The 15,768-nt window shown below is 72.5% G+C and carries 13 protein-coding genes and 1 pseudogene; 10 read left to right on the top strand and 4 right to left on the bottom strand.

Features of this window, described 5'->3' with window-relative positions; genetic code table 11:
- The first annotated feature begins 41 nt into the window (after positions 1-41).
- The 3 genes from VFL28_06340 (at position 42) to VFL28_06330 (ending at position 3,972) form a co-directional block, all read left to right on the top strand.
- The gene (locus tag VFL28_06340) at positions 42-1,373 is read left to right on the top strand and encodes a pyruvate carboxyltransferase (protein HET7264270.1); all 1,332 of its coding nucleotides are present in this window, start codon (positions 42-44) and stop codon (positions 1,371-1,373) included.
- Between the two features lie 20 nt (positions 1,374-1,393).
- Complete coding sequence (locus VFL28_06335) at positions 1,394-2,794, top strand: HD domain-containing phosphohydrolase (GenBank protein ID HET7264269.1); 1,401 nt, start codon at positions 1,394-1,396, stop codon at positions 2,792-2,794.
- A 68-nt stretch (positions 2,795-2,862) separates the two neighbouring features.
- Positions 2,863-3,972 (top strand): alanine racemase, encoded by a 1,110-nt coding sequence (locus VFL28_06330; protein ID HET7264268.1) that lies wholly within the window; start codon positions 2,863-2,865, stop codon positions 3,970-3,972.
- 33 nt (positions 3,973-4,005) lie between these two features.
- On the opposite strand, the gene VFL28_06325 is transcribed toward VFL28_06330, so the two are convergent.
- The gene (locus tag VFL28_06325; GenBank protein HET7264267.1) at positions 4,006-4,803 is read right to left on the bottom strand and encodes a serine protease; all 798 of its coding nucleotides are present in this window, start codon (positions 4,801-4,803) and stop codon (positions 4,006-4,008) included.
- Between the two features lie 237 nt (positions 4,804-5,040).
- On the opposite strand from VFL28_06325, the gene VFL28_06320 reads away from it, so the two are divergent.
- The 7 genes and pseudogenes from VFL28_06320 to VFL28_06290 all read left to right on the top strand — a co-directional run bounded on the left by VFL28_06320 (position 5,041) and on the right by VFL28_06290 (position 11,585).
- Positions 5,041-5,505 carry a DinB family protein gene (locus VFL28_06320; GenBank protein ID HET7264266.1) on the top strand — a complete coding sequence of 155 codons (465 nt, stop codon included), beginning with the start codon at positions 5,041-5,043 and terminating at the stop codon, positions 5,503-5,505.
- A gap of 27 nt (positions 5,506-5,532) precedes the next feature.
- A pseudogene (locus tag VFL28_06315) lies at positions 5,533-6,699 on the top strand (FAD-dependent oxidoreductase).
- The gene (gene hutH / locus VFL28_06310) at positions 6,659-8,245 is read left to right on the top strand and encodes a histidine ammonia-lyase (GenBank protein ID HET7264265.1); all 1,587 of its coding nucleotides are present in this window, start codon (positions 6,659-6,661) and stop codon (positions 8,243-8,245) included. Before VFL28_06315 ends, hutH begins: the two are co-directional and overlap by 41 nt.
- Before the next feature lie 142 nt (positions 8,246-8,387).
- Complete coding sequence (locus VFL28_06305) at positions 8,388-9,392, top strand: trypsin-like peptidase domain-containing protein (protein HET7264264.1); 1,005 nt, start codon at positions 8,388-8,390, stop codon at positions 9,390-9,392.
- Between the two features lie 105 nt (positions 9,393-9,497).
- Complete coding sequence (locus tag VFL28_06300) at positions 9,498-10,001, top strand: MarR family transcriptional regulator (GenBank protein HET7264263.1); 504 nt, start codon at positions 9,498-9,500, stop codon at positions 9,999-10,001.
- Positions 9,998-10,804, top strand: a complete 807-nt coding sequence (locus VFL28_06295; GenBank protein HET7264262.1) for an ATP-binding cassette domain-containing protein — start codon at positions 9,998-10,000, stop codon at positions 10,802-10,804. The genes VFL28_06300 and VFL28_06295 overlap by 4 nt, the downstream gene beginning before the upstream one ends.
- Complete coding sequence (locus VFL28_06290; GenBank protein HET7264261.1) at positions 10,761-11,585, top strand: ABC transporter permease; 825 nt, start codon at positions 10,761-10,763, stop codon at positions 11,583-11,585. The genes VFL28_06295 and VFL28_06290 overlap by 44 nt, the downstream gene beginning before the upstream one ends.
- Before the next feature lie 34 nt (positions 11,586-11,619).
- On the opposite strand, the gene fabG is transcribed toward VFL28_06290, so the two are convergent.
- The 3 genes from fabG to VFL28_06275 form a co-directional block, all read right to left on the bottom strand.
- A complete protein-coding gene (gene fabG / locus VFL28_06285) occupies positions 11,620-12,366 on the bottom strand; it encodes a 3-oxoacyl-ACP reductase FabG (protein ID HET7264260.1) in 747 nt (248 codons plus the stop codon).
- Positions 12,367-12,591: 225 nt separating this feature from the next.
- On the bottom strand, positions 12,592-14,376 hold the full coding sequence (locus tag VFL28_06280) for a thiamine pyrophosphate-requiring protein (protein ID HET7264259.1): 1,785 nt from the start codon (positions 14,374-14,376) through the stop codon (positions 12,592-12,594).
- The gene (locus VFL28_06275) at positions 14,373-15,560 is read right to left on the bottom strand and encodes a membrane dipeptidase (GenBank protein HET7264258.1); all 1,188 of its coding nucleotides are present in this window, start codon (positions 15,558-15,560) and stop codon (positions 14,373-14,375) included. Before VFL28_06275 ends, VFL28_06280 begins: the two co-directional genes overlap by 4 nt.
- Between the last annotated feature and the right edge of the window lie 208 nt (positions 15,561-15,768).

Genomic DNA, 15,768 nt, shown 5'->3' with positions numbered 1-15,768 from the left:
TATCATAGACGCGGAGCAGGGAGTCTGCTGAGGAGGCCGCTGTGGCGACGATTCCGGACCCCGCGAGTCCCGAGTACTTTCTCGAAAGCTTCCCCCGGGACGACTTTCCGCGCTTCGTCTGGACGCAGCGGCCGAAGAGCCTGCCCGCCGAGGCCTGGACCACCGAGACGACGCACCGGGACGGCCAGCAGGGCGGTCTGCCGCTCACCGTGGCGCAGAGCCTCCGCATCTACGACCTGCATTGCCGCTTCACCGCCAAGTCCGGCGCGATCCGCCAGGCGGAGTTCTTCGTCTACCGGCCGTCGGACCGCGAGGCGCTGCAGGGCGCGCTGGAGCGCTACCGCGGCGGCGCGCCGATCGAGCCGACGACCTGGATTCGCGCGACCCGCAAGGACGCCGAACTGATCCGCACGCTCGGGGTGCGCGAGACCGGAATGCTCGCCTCCTCGTCCGACTACCACACGTTCCACAAGTTCAAGCCCGGCGGGCGCGCCCAGGCGGCGAGGACCTATCTGGACGCGGTCGCCGTAACGCTCGAAGCCGGCATCCGGCCCCGTCTGCATCTGGAGGACGCGAGCCGCACCGACATGGGCTACATGCTCGCGTTCATCGAGGCGTGCCTCGACGCCGCCCGGCCGTACGGCGACGCGATGCGGCCGAAGTTCAGGATCTGCGACACGATGGGGCTCGGGCTGCCGTACGACGACGTGGCGCTTCCGCGGAGCGTGCCGCTGCTGTTCCGCACGCTGCGGACGAAGCTCGGCCTCACGCCGGCCGACCTCGAGTTTCACCCCCACAACGACACCGGACTCATCGTCGCGAACTGCCTCGCCGCGGTCCGGGAAGGCTGCGGCGTGGTCAACGGCACGTGCCTCGGCAAGGGCGAGCGCACCGGCAATGCGCCGCTCGAGCAGATCATCCTGCATCTGACCGGCATGGGATACTTCCCGCAGGCACGGCCGGACTTCACCGTGCTCAACGAGCTGGCCGAGCTCTACGCCGAGATGGGCGAGCCGGTGCCGCCGAAGTACCCGCTGTTCGGGCGCGACGCGCACCGCACACGGGCGGGCATCCACGCCGATGGCCTCAACAAGTTCTGGTGGATGTACGCGCCGTTCGACGTGCCGAAGCTGCTCGGGCGTCCGCTCGAAGTGTCGCTAACCAAGGACTCCGGACTCGCCGGCCTGATCTTCGTCATCAAGCAGCGCCTCGGCTTCGAGCCGCACAAGGACGATCCGGCGCTCGTCGCCGCGCACGACTGGATGCTCCGCGAGTTCGACGGCGGTCGCCAGACCGCCATCGAGTGGGAAGAACTGGAGCCGGTCGTGCGCCGGCACTTCGCCGGCGCCGAGGCGCAGACGGCGCACCGCTAACTCGGCGCGGCGCCGGAGAAGTGCAGGCCCCCTCGATTCGTCTCTCGGACGTACTGTCGCCGCTTTCGGCCGCGCTGGATCTCGCGGAGGGCCAGCCGGCCGGACACGCCGTGCGGACGGGGCTCATCGGCATGCGCCTCGCCGACGAGCTAGGTCTCGACGCCGCGACCCGGTCGGCGTTGTTCTACGCCCTCCTCCTCGCCAACGCCGGCGGGCCGGGCACCGCGGGCGAAGTCACGGCGCTGCTCGACGGCGACGATCGCGCGCTCAAGGCCGGATTCGCGACGGTCGATTGGACGCGCGCGGTCGCGGCCGCACGGTACGGACTGCGCCACGCGGGCGAAGGCCGCCCGGTTTGGTCGCGCACGCGGGCGGTCGTCCGCGCCGCCGGCGCCGTCGGCCGCGTCGCACGGACCTTCATCAGCGGCCGCGCGGAGCGCGGAGCGGCGGTGGCACGGCGGCTCGGACTTCCTGAAGCGACCGCTCAGGCGATTCGAAGCGCGGATGAGCAGTGGGACGGACGCGGCCATCCGAGCGGCACGCGCGGCGAGGTGATTCCGCTGGCGGCGAGGATCGTGGGGCTCGCGCGGACCGTGGATGTGTTCGCCACGGCAGGCGGCGCCGAAGCGGCCCTGCAGATGGCCCGATCGCGCCGAGGGAAATGGTTCGACCCCGCGCTGACCGGGATGGTCGCGGCCTGGGCAGGCGACGAACTCTGGTGGGCGGGGCTTCGGGGCTCGGCGGCGTCCGCCCGGCTGGCCGCCGCCGAGCCCCCGGACCGCATCCGCATGGTCGACGACGCCGGCCTCGACGAGATCGCGCGCGCCTTCGCGGACATCGTCGACTCCAAGCGTCCGTGGACCGCGGGGCATTCCGCCCGCGTCGGCGCGCTCGCCGCCGCGATCGGCGCCCGGCTCGGCGCCGATGGCGCGGGCCAGAAGCGGCTCCTCCGCGCAGGGCTCCTGCACGACATCGGCGAGCTCGGAGTCGCCAACCGCGCGCTCGACGAAACCGACGCGCTCACGCCCGCGGAGTTTACCGAAATCAAACAGCACCCACGCCGGACGCACGAGATCCTGTCCAAGATTCCGCCGTTCGCGGATTTCGCGCAACTGGCCGCCCTCCACCACGAGCGGCTCGACGGCAGCGGCTATCCGTGGGGTCTGTCCGGCGACGAGATCGGGCGCGAGGCCCGGGTGCTCGCGGTCGCCGAAGTGTACGACGCGCTCACGGTCTGGCGTCCGTACCGGTCGGCGATGGCGTCGCAGGAAGCCCTCATGCTGATGCGGAGCGACGAGGGTCTGGACGCCGCCGTCATCGACGCGCTCGAAGGGCATCTCGCGGCGGAGCCCCTCGCCGGCGGTTCCTCCGCGGGCCAGTACGACGCCGGGGCCGGCAAGGCGGGGCGGGCACTCATGTGATCGAAGCGACCGGTCGGCACGACCCGGTCACCGGCTAGGACGACAACGCGCACATCAGGAGGAACGGGATGTCCACCGCCACGGCTCCGACGCTCGGCATCGAAACCCTCGATACACCGTCGCTGGTCGTCGATCTCGACCGGCTGGAAGGCAACATCGCCCGGTGGGCCGCCTACGCCAATGACGCCGGCGTAAAGCTCCGGCCGCACGGCAAGACCCACAAGTGCGTCGAGATCGCGCGCCGGCAGCTGGCCGCGGGCGCCGTCGGCCTGACGCTCGCCAAGATCGGCGAGGCCGAGGTCATGTCGCGCGCGGGCGTCAACGACATCTTTCTCGCCTACGAGGTCGTCGGCGGCCCCAAGCTGCCGCGGTTGCTCGACCTCGCGCGGAAGATCCGCGTCCGCGTCGGCGTCGACAGTATGGAAGTCGCCGCCCCGCTCGCCGACGCCGCGGCGTCGGCCGGCGTGACGGTGGACGTCATGCTCGAGGTCGACACCGGCCTCGGGCGGTGCGGCGTCGCGCCCGGCGAGCCGCTGCTCGCGCTGGCCAAGGCGGTCGCCGCGTCCCGCGGCCTGCGTCTTGCCGGGATCTTCACCTATCGGGGCTACCGGCCGGATCTCGACGCCGCCGGCCGTGAAGAGGGCGAGATCATGGTGCGCGAAGCGGAACGCCTGCGCGCCGCGGGCTATCCCGTGGACGACGTCAGCGTCGGCTCGACACCGACCGGACGGCCCGCCGCGCGTGTGCCGGGCGTCACGGAGGTGCGCCCCGGGACCTATGTATTCAACGACGCGATGCAGGTGCGCTGGGGATCCGCGACGCCCGAGGAATGCGCGCTCGTGGTGCTCTGCCGGGTGATCAGCCGGCCGTCGCGGGCCGTCGCGGTACTCGACGCCGGCAGCAAGGTGCTGACGGCGGAGCGGGGGCCGTTCAGCAGCAAGGGCGAGAGCCACGGCGTACTGCGAGGCTATCCCGACTGCCAGATCGACCGGCTGTGGGAAGAGCACGGCCGCGTGCAGCTGACCGAGGACGGCCGCCGGCTCCGCGTCGGCGACTTCGTCGAGGTGATCCCGGCCCACGTCTGCCCCACGGTGAACCTGGCGCGGCGGCTCGTGTGCGTGCGCAACGGGCGCGTCGAGGCCACGTGGGATGTCGCCGCGCGGGCGGAGGTGCAGTAGCGGCGCCCGCGGCCTCGGAAACTCAGCGCGGGCTCATCGCGGCCGGTCCGCTCGGACCGGCCGCGCGTCGTGCGCGGCGGCGCACGGCCGCCGGAGCGCCGAACTTGCGATCGCCACCCCGTACGCGAGGTTGTCCTCCTCATTCCACGTCCACATACCGACGACGCGGCCGGAGGCGTCGAGCACCGGAGACCCGCTGTTGCCTTCGCGCGGCCGGTTCGTCGACTCGACGCGGAACGCCGGGGTCCCGTCCGGCACGCCGCCAATTTCGTCCACCCTGCCGGTCGCCGTCCACCGCGTGCCTGGGATCGGCGGGAAGCCGATTAGGCCGTAGCCGACGATGCGCACCGGCGTGCCCGGAGCCGGATTCTCACCGAGCCGTAGAGCGGGGAAGCGCGGCAGCGCGGTGAGATGCGCGGTGCGCTGGACCTCACCGAGCAGATACTCGCCGAACCGGAAGCGCGACGGGGTCATTTTGATCTCCGCGACGTCCCGGCTCGGCACCACCCGATCCGTGGCCGGGTCGTAGGGGAGCGTGCTGGCACACACAAGGGTCGCGCTGTAGAACTCCCGCCCGACGACGGCCAGGAGACGGTACCGGTCGGGCTTCTGCCGTGCCGAGTACACGACATGGCTGTTCGTGAGCGCCGTGCCGTCCGCGTCCACGAAGAACGCGGTCCCGAGGGTGACGGCGCTGCCGTCGGCCGCCACGGTGAGCACCACGAAGGTCGCGTCATCCGCGGGCGCGGCGGGCTGCGCGAAAGCGCGGGTTCCCGCGAGGGCGCACGCCAGCGCCAGCATCACGATGCCGCCGCGCCCGGACCGAAGCACGAGCCGGTGTTCGGCGGTATCTCGAGGCGGCTCCTGCGCGGTCGCACCGTCGCGGCACGGGACGCGCAGCGACGGGGTGCGCGGCGGCGGATTCCCGCCGCCTGCATCCGTCCCGGGGGAAGGGCCGCCTCTTGGCCCGCGCCGAACTCTTCACTGCCAAATCTTCGCCGCCGGGCCCGCGGGGCGCGCCGCGATGCGCCGCACCGCCGCCGCCCGCGTGGCGCAAAGGACGGGATCATGGACGCCAAGGGCTACGTCACGAAGATGCTCGATCTGTCACATGGCCGGGTGCGCGAGGCGATCGACGGCGTCTCGGACGCGGAGGCGCGGCGCGTGATGGCCGGAAAGCTCACGCCGATCGTCTGGCAGGTCGGCCACCTCGCCCTGGTCGACGGCATTTACGTGCGGCGCGCGGGCGGCGAGTCCCCGGTGCCCGCGCGGTACACGGAGCTCTTCAAGCAGGGTAGCGGCGGCGAGCAGGATTACCCTCCGCTCTCCGACGTCCGGACGGTGTTCGACGAAACACACAAAGCGCTGATGGACCGTGCCGCGGGCGCCAACTACGAGGGGCCGATCGACGCGCCGGGGTCAGCCTACAAGACCGTCGGCGAGATGCTGCTCTACGCCAGCTTTCACCGCGGCTACCATACCGGCAAGATCATGTCGCTCCGCGGCCTGCTCGGCAAGAATCCGTTGCGGTAAGGCGTTCCGGCAACGGACACCGCGGACGTCGTCATCGTCGGCGCCGGGGTCATGGGCGCGAGCGTCGCCCATCACCTCGCCGCGCGTGGCTGCCGCAACGTGCTCATCCTCGAGCGCTACGGCCGGCCGGGCGGCGGCAGCACCTCGCGGGCGACCGGCGGTTTCCGGCTGCAGTTCGGGAGCCCGATGCACGTGCGGCTGTCCGCGCTGGCCCGCGAGAAGCTGCTGCGCTTTCGGCAAGAGACCGGCGTCGACCCGGACTACCGCCCCCGCGGGTACCTATTCATGGTGCGGGACGAATCGCAACTGCGGGGGCTGCGGTCGGTGCTGCGAACGCAGCGGGAGGCCGGCGTCGACGACGCGCGGGAGGTGACGCCCGAAGAGATCCGGCGGATCGCGCCGTGGGCGGAGATCGACGGGGTCGTCGGCGGGACGTTCGGCCGGAGCGACGGTTTCATCCGCCCCCTCGAGATCACCCGCGGCTACCTCGAGGCCGCGCAGCGGAACGGCGTCCGCGTGGAGTACGAGGCCGGCTGGGTCGAGTGCATCGTCCGCGAAGAAGGCGGACGGCGGCGGGTCGCGGGCGTGCGCGCCGGCGACCGCGAGATCTCGACGCGCTGCGTCGTCAACGCCGCCGGGCCGTGGGCCGGCGTCTTCGCGGCGCAGGCCGGCGTCGACGTGCCGGTGCGGCCGCTGAAACGCCACACCGGCGTCACGCTCCCGTTTCCCAAGCTGTCCGACGACACGCCGATGACGATCTGCCATTGGGACGGCGTACACTTCAGGGTGCGGGACGGGCGGGTGCTGCTGCTGTGGCCCACCGACCCCACGCCGGACGACCTCGCGAAGCCGTTTGACACGACGTTCGACCCGCGGTGGCTCGACGAGCTGCTGCCGCTCGTGCATGAGTATTTCCCGATCCTTCGCGACGCACAGATCGACCGGCCGCGGTGCTGGTCCGGCCTCTACGAGATGTCGCCGGACCGCCACGCGCTGCTCGGCCCGGCGCCGGGCCTCGACGGCATGTACCTCATCAACGGCTCGTCCGGCCACGGCGTGATGCACTCGCCGGCGCTCGGCCAGCTGCTGAGCGAGATCATCCTCGACGGCCGGGCCACGTCCCTCGACGTCGGTCCGCTGCGGCCGGCGCGCTTTGCCGAAGGTAAGCCCAATCCGAGAGACGACGTGCTGTAGGACACCGCACATCGACGCCGGCGCCCGTACGCTCGAGATCGACGGCCGCACGCTCCGGCTGAGCGACGTGGAGGCCGCGGCGCAGGGCGCCCGCGTCGCGCTGAGCGCCGCGGCGCGCGAGCGCGTCGAGCGCGCCAGGACGATGGTGCAGGACATCCTCCGGGATCGGGCCGTCGTCTACGGGATTTCCACCGGCGTCGGCGACCTCTGCACGACGATCATTCCGCCCGACGGGCTGCGAACGCTGCAGCAGAACATCATCCGGTCGCACGCCGCCGGCGTCGGCGCCGCGCTACCGGAGCCGGTCGTGCGCGCGATGCTGCTGCTTCGCGCCAACGCGCTCGCGGCCGGGCACTCCGGCGTCCGCGCGCAGCTCATCGACATGCTGCTGGCCCTGCTCAACGCGCGGATCCATCCGATCATCCCCGAACAGGGCTCGCTCGGCGCCAGCGGCGACCTCGCCCCGCTCGCGCACCTGGCACTCGTCCTCACCGGTGAGGGCGAGGCCGTCGTCGACGGCGCGCGGCTGTCGGGCCGTGCGGCCCTTCGGCGGCGCGGGCTCGCGCCGATTACGCTCGAGGCCAAGGAGGGCATGGCGCTCATCAACGGGACGCAGCTGATGAGCGCGCTCGGCGCGCAGCTGGTGCTGGACGGCGAGCGCCTGGCGGCCCTCGCGGACGTCGCGGGGGCGCTCTCGTTGGAAGCGCTCGGCGGTACCGACCGGGCGTTCGCGCCCGCGCTTCACGCCGCCCGGCCGCACCCGGGGCAGGGTGCGAGCGCCGCCCACCTTCGCCGGCTCGTCGCGGAAAGCGAGCGCGTCGCACACGCAGAGTACGCGCGGGTGCAGGACGCCTATTCGCTTCGCTGCATGCCGCAGGTCCACGGAGCGGCCCGCCAGGCGCTCGCCCATCTCCGGGACGTCCTCACGGTCGAGATCAACAGCGCGACCGACAACCCGCTCCTCTTTCCGGACACCGGCGACGTCGTTTCCGGGGGCAACTTCCACGGCCAGCCGCTGGCGCTGCCGCTCGACTACGTGACGTGCGCGCTCGCGGTGCTCGCGGGCATCAGCGAGCGCCGGATCGAGCGGCTCGTCAACCCGCACCTGTCCGGCCTGCCGGCGTTTCTCGCGCCGCGCGGCGGCCTGCAGTCGGGCTACATGCTGGCGCAGTATACGGCGGCCGCGCTCGTCTCGGAAAACAAAGTGCTCAGCCACCCGGCGAGCGTCGACTCGATCCCCTCGTCGGGCAACCAGGAGGACCACGTCAGCATGGGCGCCGCCGCGGCGCGGAAGGCGCGGCGGGTGCTGGAGCATGCCCAGCAGGTCACCGGTATCGAGTTGGTGGTCGCCTGTCAAGCGGTCGACTTCGGACGGGGCCGCCTCGGCCGCGGCACCGCCGCCGCCTACCGCGCGGTCCGCGACCGCGTCGGCCGGCTGACCGACGACCGGCCGGTCGGGGCCGACCTGACGCTGGGGCTGGCGCTCGTCCAATCCGGCGCCGTGCTCGACGCCGTCCAGGCCGCGATCGGCCCGCAGGCCGGCTGACCGGCTCCCTCTCGGCGCGGCCCTCCTTCCCGGCCGCGTGGAATCGAGGCGAACGGTCCGCCGTTTTCCCCCGCAGAGGTGGACTTAGATGTCTCTCGATCTCCTTCGAACCGCACAACCTGTAACGATCCAAAGCGGCCCTGTGCCCGGTCCGACCGCCGCCCCCGAGATCGCGGCCGCGACTGAATCCGAGGCGCTGGACGCCTACTCGCGCACCGTCATTGCCGTCGTCGAGCGCGTCGGCCCGGCCGTCGTGAGCCTCGCCACTACGCGCGAGGCGCCCGAGCGCCTGCGGCGGCGCGGCGTGCCGGCGATGCGCGGCGCCGGCAGCGGCGTCGTGATCGCCCCGGATGGCTTCATCCTAACCAACAGCCACGTCGTCCGCGGCGCGGAGCGGATCCAGGCGGGCTTCTCCGACGGGAAGACGCTCCCGGCGCAGGCCGTCGGCACCGATCCTCACGCCGACCTCGCCGTCCTGCGCGTCCCGGAAGGGAGCCTGCCGGCGGCGGAGCTCGGGGACTCCGCGCGCCTGCGGGTCGGACAGCTCGTCGTAGCGCTCGGCAACCCGCTCGGGTTCCAGGCGACCGTCACCGCGGGCGTGATCAGCGCCCTCGGGCGGACCCTGCGGGCCGAGAACGGCCGGCTCATCGACAACGTCATTCAGACGGACGCGCCGCTCAACCCCGGCAACTCCGGCGGCCCGCTCGTCGATGCGCGCGGCGCCGTGATCGGCATCAACACCGCCGTCATCGCGGGCTCCCAGGGCCTGTGCTTCGCGATTCCGGTGAACACCGCGGTCTGGGTCGCCTCGCAGTTGATGCGCGAGGGCCGCGTGCGGCGGGCCTACCTCGGGCTCGGCGCGCAGACGATCACGGTGGACCGCCGCGTCACCGTCCACTACCATCTCGAGGCGCCGACGGCCGTGCGGGTTACCGAGGTGCATCCCGAGACGGCGGCCGACCGCGCCGGCCTCCGGCCGGGCGACGTAATCGTCCGCGCCGGCGACCGTCCGATCAAGACGCTCGACGATCTGCTGCTGGCGCTCGGGCACCACACGCCCGGCGACCCGATCGCGATCCACTATATCCGAGGCACCGAGACCCACACCGTCACGGCACACCCGACCGATCTTCCGGACGCGCCGTAGCGTCGCGGCCCCGGGCGCAGTCCGCCCCGGGCCGGCGGTGGACGGACCCCCGCAGCCGTGCCGCAAACTGTTCGCCATACGAACAATATGTTATACTCACGGTTGATGACCGCCCCGCTTACCGAACGCCCAGGCCGCGCCGCGGACCGCCGCCGTGGGCTCGCGATCGAGTGCGCGGCCCGGCTGGTCGACGTGGCGCCGCTCGTGGTGCGGCGCGTCCGCGCGCGCATGCGGCGGCAGATCCCCGACCTGACGATGCCGCAGTACCGCTCGCTGGTGTACATCGAGATCCACGACGGGTGCGCGCTGCGCGCGCTGGCCGAGCACCTCGGCATCACCCCCGCGACGTCGTCCTCGCTCGTGGACCGGCTGGTGCGCCGCGGCTGGGTCACGCGCGCGACCGATGCCGCGAACCGCCGGCAGGTGCGCCTCGCCCTTACGGCGCGCGGCAAGGCGCTGCTGGCCGCGGCGCGCGCCGCCGTCCGGCGCGAGATCGCCCAGGCGATCGCCGGCGCGCCGATGCCGGCGCTGCTCGCCGCGCGGAGGGGCCTCGACGCGCTCCGCGGGCGGCTCCAGCCGGCGCAGGCGAAGACGGGAGAGCTGAGATGACCGGCGACGCCGCGGTCGTCCGGACGGACGGCCTGACGAAGCGCTACACCGACGTGACCGCGGTCGACGGCGTGTCGATCGACGTCCACGCGGGCGAGATCTACGGGCTGATCGGGCCGAACGGCGCGGGCAAGAGCACGATGATCAAGATCCTGACCACGCTGCTGCCGCCCACGGCGGGCGGCGCGTGGGTCGCCGGGGCGGACGTGGTCCGCGAGCCCTCCCGTGTGCGCCGGCGCATCGGCTACGTGCCGCAGGTGGTGTCGGCCGACGGCTCGCTCAGCGCGTATGAGAACCTGTGGGTGTCGGCGCGCCTCCACAACATCCCGCGCGCGGAGCAGGACGCGCGGATCACCGAGGCGCTCGACGTGGTCGGCCTGCGGGATGCGGCGCGCACCCTGGTCCGCCGGTACTCGGGCGGCATGATCCGCCGGCTGGAGATCGCGCAGAGCCTCCTCCACCACCCGTCGGTGCTGTTCATGGACGAGCCGACGGTCGGGCTCGACCCGGTCGCCCACCGTGCGATCTGGGAGGACATCGAGGATCTGCGACGCCGGTACGGCATGACGATCTTCATCACGACGCACGACATGGCCGAAGCCGACGCGCACTGCGACCGCGTCGCGGTGATGCACCTCGGCAAGATCGCCGCCGTCGGCACGCCGGCCGAACTGAAGGCGGAGGTCGGCGCGGCGGCGACGCTCGACGACGTCTTCGCGGAGTTCACCGGCAGTCAAATCGTGGCAGGAGGCAGTTATCGTGAGGTCCTACGCACCCGCCGTACGGCCCGCCGGCTATCCTGAGCCGAGCGCGCTCACGGCGTTCGCCGGCAACGCGATCACCGTCGCGTGGGCCGAACTGCTCAAGCTGCGGCGCGATCCGGTCGAACTGCTGAGCCGCGCGGCGCAGCCGACCCTGTGGCTGCTTGTCTTCGGCCAGGTCATGGCGCGCGTGCGCGGGATGCCGACCGGCGGCCTGCGCTACCTGGACTTCATGGCGCCCGGGGTGCTGGCGCAGAGCGCGTTGTTCATCGCGATCTTCTACGGGGTGGCCGCGATCTGGGAGCGCGATGTCGGCGTGCTGCACAAGCTGCTGGTCACTCCGGCGTCGCGGGCGGCGCTCGTGACGGGCAAGGCGCTCTCGGCGAGCGCCCGCGCCCTCTCCCAGGCGGCGATCGTCTACGTTCTGGCGATGATCCTGGGCATCCGGCTGAATCTCGAGCCGCTGCACGTCCTGGGCGTGCTCGTCGTGATCGTGCTGGGCGCGTCGCTGTTCGCAACGCTCTCGCTGATCATCGCCTGCATCGTGAAAACGCGCGAGCGCGTGATGGGCATGGGCCAGCTCCTGACGATGCCGCTGTTTTTCGCCAGCAACGCGATCTATCCGATCAGCCTCATGCCGGGGTGGCTGCGCGTGGTCTCCCTGATCAATCCCCTGACCTACGAGGTGGACGCCCTGCGCGCGCTGATGGTACGCGCCGGCGCGAGCGCGTACGGGATCGGCGTGGACGTCGCGGTGCTGACCGCGGCGTCGGCCGTGCTGGTCACGATCGCCGCGCGGATGTTCCCGAGAATCATCACGTAGCGGACGCGGCGGCCCGGCTCCGGGCGCGGCGCGGTCAGATGTAGCGGCCCCCGGTCACCTCGATCACGGCGCCGGTGACGTAGCTCGCCAGATCGCTGGCCAGGAACAGCGCGACGTTCGCGATTTCGTCCGGCCGGCCGATCCGGCCGAGCGGGGTGTCGGCGACGCGCGCCTTCAGCATCTCCTCGCCCATCGCCCGGGTCATCGGGGTATCGATCAGCCCCGGCTGGATCGCGTTGGCCCGGATGCCGTACCGCGCGTACTCCCGCGCCGTCACCTTGGTCAGGGCGGCGATGCCGGCCTTCGCCGACGCGTAGTTGGCCTGACCGAAGTTGCCGATCTTGCCGGAGATGGACGACATGTTCACGACGGCGCCCCCGCGCCCGGTCGCGCGCATCCTCGCGAGCACGGCGCGGGTGCACAGAAACGTGCCCTTGAGATGCACGCCGATCACGAGATCCCAGGCTTCGTCCGTCATGTTCCGGATCGTCGCGTCGCGGGTGATCCCGGCGTTGTTGACCAGGATGTCGACCCGGCCGAAGGCGGCGGCCCGCTGCGCGGCCGCCTCGACCTGGGCCGACTCGGCGACGTCGGCGCGAATAGCCTCCGCCCGGCGGCCGAGCGCCCGCACGAGATCCGCGGTCTCCGCCGCCGCGGCCTCGTTGAGGTCGACCGCGGCGACGTCCGCACCCTCCTCGGCGAATCGCGTGGCGATCGCGCGGCCGATCCCGGACCCCGCGCCGGTGACAAACGCGACCCGGCCGTCGAGCAGCGGCTTCACCGGCGCCGCGCCGCCGCCTTCAACGACGTCCGCGGCGCTTGGGTCGGCGCCGCCGCTTCGACACCGAGACCGCGGCCCGGGCCGCCGTGGACGGAGTGTGGCCGGGCCGGGCGATCAGCTCCGCCAGGCGCCGCACGCTCCGACCGCGCACCTGCATGCCCTCACGCTCCTTCAGCCGGCGGCGGTCGCGGCGCGCCGCGTGGAGATCCGGCCCCGTGTCCCGCCTCACGCCACGCGCACGGTGACGACGGCGGCCCGGCCGTCGCGGGTCGCCGCCAATCCCCGGCGCAGCGCCGGTCCGACGTCGCCGGGATCCGCTACGGCCTCGCCGTGCGCGCCGCCGGCGCGCGCCTCCGCCGCGAAGTCCGGCACCGGCTCGAACACGCCGCCGGGATATCCGGCCGCGGCCGCGTAGCTGTCCGGATAGTAGTCGCGCAGGCGCGCGTGGCCGGTCGTGTAGCGGCCGTTGACCATGACCACCGCGAGGTACGGCGCTCCCGCGTGCGCCGCGGTCCACAGCGCGGCGGGCGCCGATCCGTACATGTAGAAGCCGTCGCCCGAGACGAGCACCACGTCGCGCGACGGATCGGCGAGCTTGACTCCGACGGCCGCCCCGGACGCCCATCCGCCGGCGCTACCGCCGTGATTGAACCACGATCCCGGATGTCTGCGGCGGACATATTCGCGCAGCGACGCGGCGCCGCTGACCGTCTCTTCGAGCAGCGCCGCGTCCCCGTCGAGCACCGCGGCCAGCTCCGAGGCGACCCACCGCGGATCGACGGGCACGGCGGTCCGCACCGACTCCGCGCGGCGCGCCCGCGCTTCGGCGAGGACGCGCTGCCGCGCCGCGCCGGCCGCCAGCCGCTCTCGCGCCCGCTCGCGGTGCGCCGGCGTCAACCGGTCCTCCAGCGCCCGCGCGAGCGCCTCCAGACCGGCCAAGGGATCGGCGGTGATCCGCGGCGACCCCGGAAACTCCCACAGCGGCACCTCGAGCGTAATTGGATCGAGCGAGAGCCACGCGATTGCGCACTCCGGCCGGGGTGCGCCCGCGTCGCCCGGCACCCACGCCGGCATGCGCCGGTCGAGCAGCAGCAGCGCGTCGGCCTCGGCGAGCGCCGGTCCGGTCTCGAACAACGGATGGTCCGGCGGGAAATTCAGGCGGTCGCGCCATCCGGCGTCGGTCACCCACAGGCCGGCCATCTCCGCCACCCGCACCAGCGCGGGCACGGCCGCGGGGTCCTTCCCGCTGCGCCCGACGACGATCAGCGGCCGCTCCGCGCGAAGCAGCAGATTCGCCAGCGCCTCGATCGCGCGCGGATCCGGCGCCGGCGGATACGGCACGCCGAGATGGTCGACGGACGGGAACATTCCGCCGGACAGAGGCGCCATGCCGGTCTCGCGCGGGATGGAGAGAAACACCGGACCTTTGGGCGCGGTCCGGGCCACCTGAATCGCCCGGCTCACCACCATGCCGGGGTTATCCTGTAATTCGAGCCGGTAGTCCCACTTCACGTACGGCCGCACGATCTCGCGCTGGTCGCGCCGCTCCTGCACCCAGTAGACCGGACGGTCCCGGGCCCCTCGGGCGGTTCCGGGGTAGGCGCGCGGCGCGCCGCCCGCCGTGATGAGCACGGGGTGCTCTCCGCTCGAGGCCGCGTGGAGCGCGACGCCGTAGTTGAGGACGCCGGCGTCGGTGTGGACCGCGGTCGCCGCGGGCCGGCCGGTGACCATGGCGTACCCGATCGCGGCGTTCAGCGCCACGGCCTCGTGCGGCACCGTGATGAGGCGGGGCGCCGGACGCCGCCGTGCTTCGGCCTTGGCCACCGCCTCCTGGTAGAACATCACGTCGGAGCCGGAGTTGAAGAACAGGTACTCGATGCCGCCGGCGGCCATCGCGGCGACGATGACGTCGCCCGCCTCGTCGGCCTCGCAGGCCACCCAGCCCGGGACCGCACCCGCGCGGCCCGGCGCGCCCGCGCGCTCGACGCCGGGCGTCTCCCGCGGCGTCATCCGACCACGTCGCGGAAAACCCGCAGGTAGTTGAGGCCCAGGAGCTTCCGTAGCTCGGCCTCCGTGAATCCCCGCTGCGCGAGGCAGACCGTGAGGTTCGGCCAATCCCGGAAGTCCTCGAACCCGTTGAGATGATAGTCCACTGTGAGGCGGTGCTCCTCGGTGCGGAAGCCGTCCCAGCTGAAGGCGTTCGGACGGCGCTTCGCCATGTCGGGCGGATACGGAATCATCGACTCCGTGCCCGGCCCGGGGCCGGCCTTGTCGGTGCCGATCCCCACGTGGTCGATGCCGCAGACGTCGACGAGATGCTCGACGTGCGCGGCGAAGTCGTCGAGCGTCGGCTCCTTCTTGTCGGAGATGAACCCCGGGATCACGACAACCCCGAAGTACCCGCCGCGGTCGGCGACGGCCCGGGCGAGTTCATCGGTCTTGCCCCGGTCGTGGTAGCAGACCGCCTTGCTGCTGGAATGCGAGACGATGACCGGCGCGGCCGAGACCTTGAGCGCGTCCCATCCCACCTGCTCGCTGCAGTGGCTGACGTCGACGAGCGTGCGGAGGTCGTTGAGCCGCCGCACGAGCTCGCGCCCAAAGTAGGAGAGCCCGCCCTGATTCGTCTCCGTGCAGCCGTCGCCGACGAGGTTGCGCAGGTTGTAGGTCAGCTGGACCATACGCACGCCGAGGTTGTGAAAGTGGTTGATCCGGTCGAGCGAGTCGGCGTACGGGGTCGTGTTCTGAAAGTCCAGCACGAGCCCATGCTTGCGCGTCGCGTGCGCGCGCGCGATGTCGGCGGCCGTCCGGCAGAGGATCAGTTCGCCGTCGAGCGCGTCGACGACGGCGTGCGCCTGGGCGACACGCCGGCCGGCCATCTCGTACGACTCGCTCAGCTTGTGGGTACCCGAGTAGGTGCCGCACGCCACCGTCACGCCGGAGGCGTGCCACACATCGAGGAACTGCTCGCGCGCGGACGACGAGGTCAGCAGCTCCCGCTGGGCGAGGTCGACGAGGAGCGGGTGCGCCTCGTCGCGCGAAACCCGGCGGGCCCGCAGCTCCTCGAGCGCGGCCCGCATGCGCTCGGTAAACAGAAACCCGGTCGTGGCGGGCGGCTGCTGGCTGTCGATCACCAGCGCCTCGTAGTGCAGCGACCGCGCTTCGTCCGGCGTGAGCGTGGGGCGGGACCGCGGCATCGCGGACACCTCCGAAGAGTGCGCGGGCGACCACTTCTCTCCGCTCTCGCGACGGCCCTCCGTTGACCGCGCCGAGGCGGCTTCGCCGGGAACCGGATGCCAAGGAGCGCCGGCGCGCGGTGTGGTATCAAAGCCGCATGAGACGACGCCGGCCGGCTCCCGCATCACGGCGGCGCGCGCGGCGGAGCCGCGCCGCGGCCGCGAGATC

The organism is bacterium, assembly GCA_035691305.1.
Classification (GTDB): Bacteria; Sysuimicrobiota; Sysuimicrobiia; order Sysuimicrobiales; family Segetimicrobiaceae; genus DASSJF01.
This window is presented reverse-complemented; position numbering and strand designations above follow the sequence as displayed.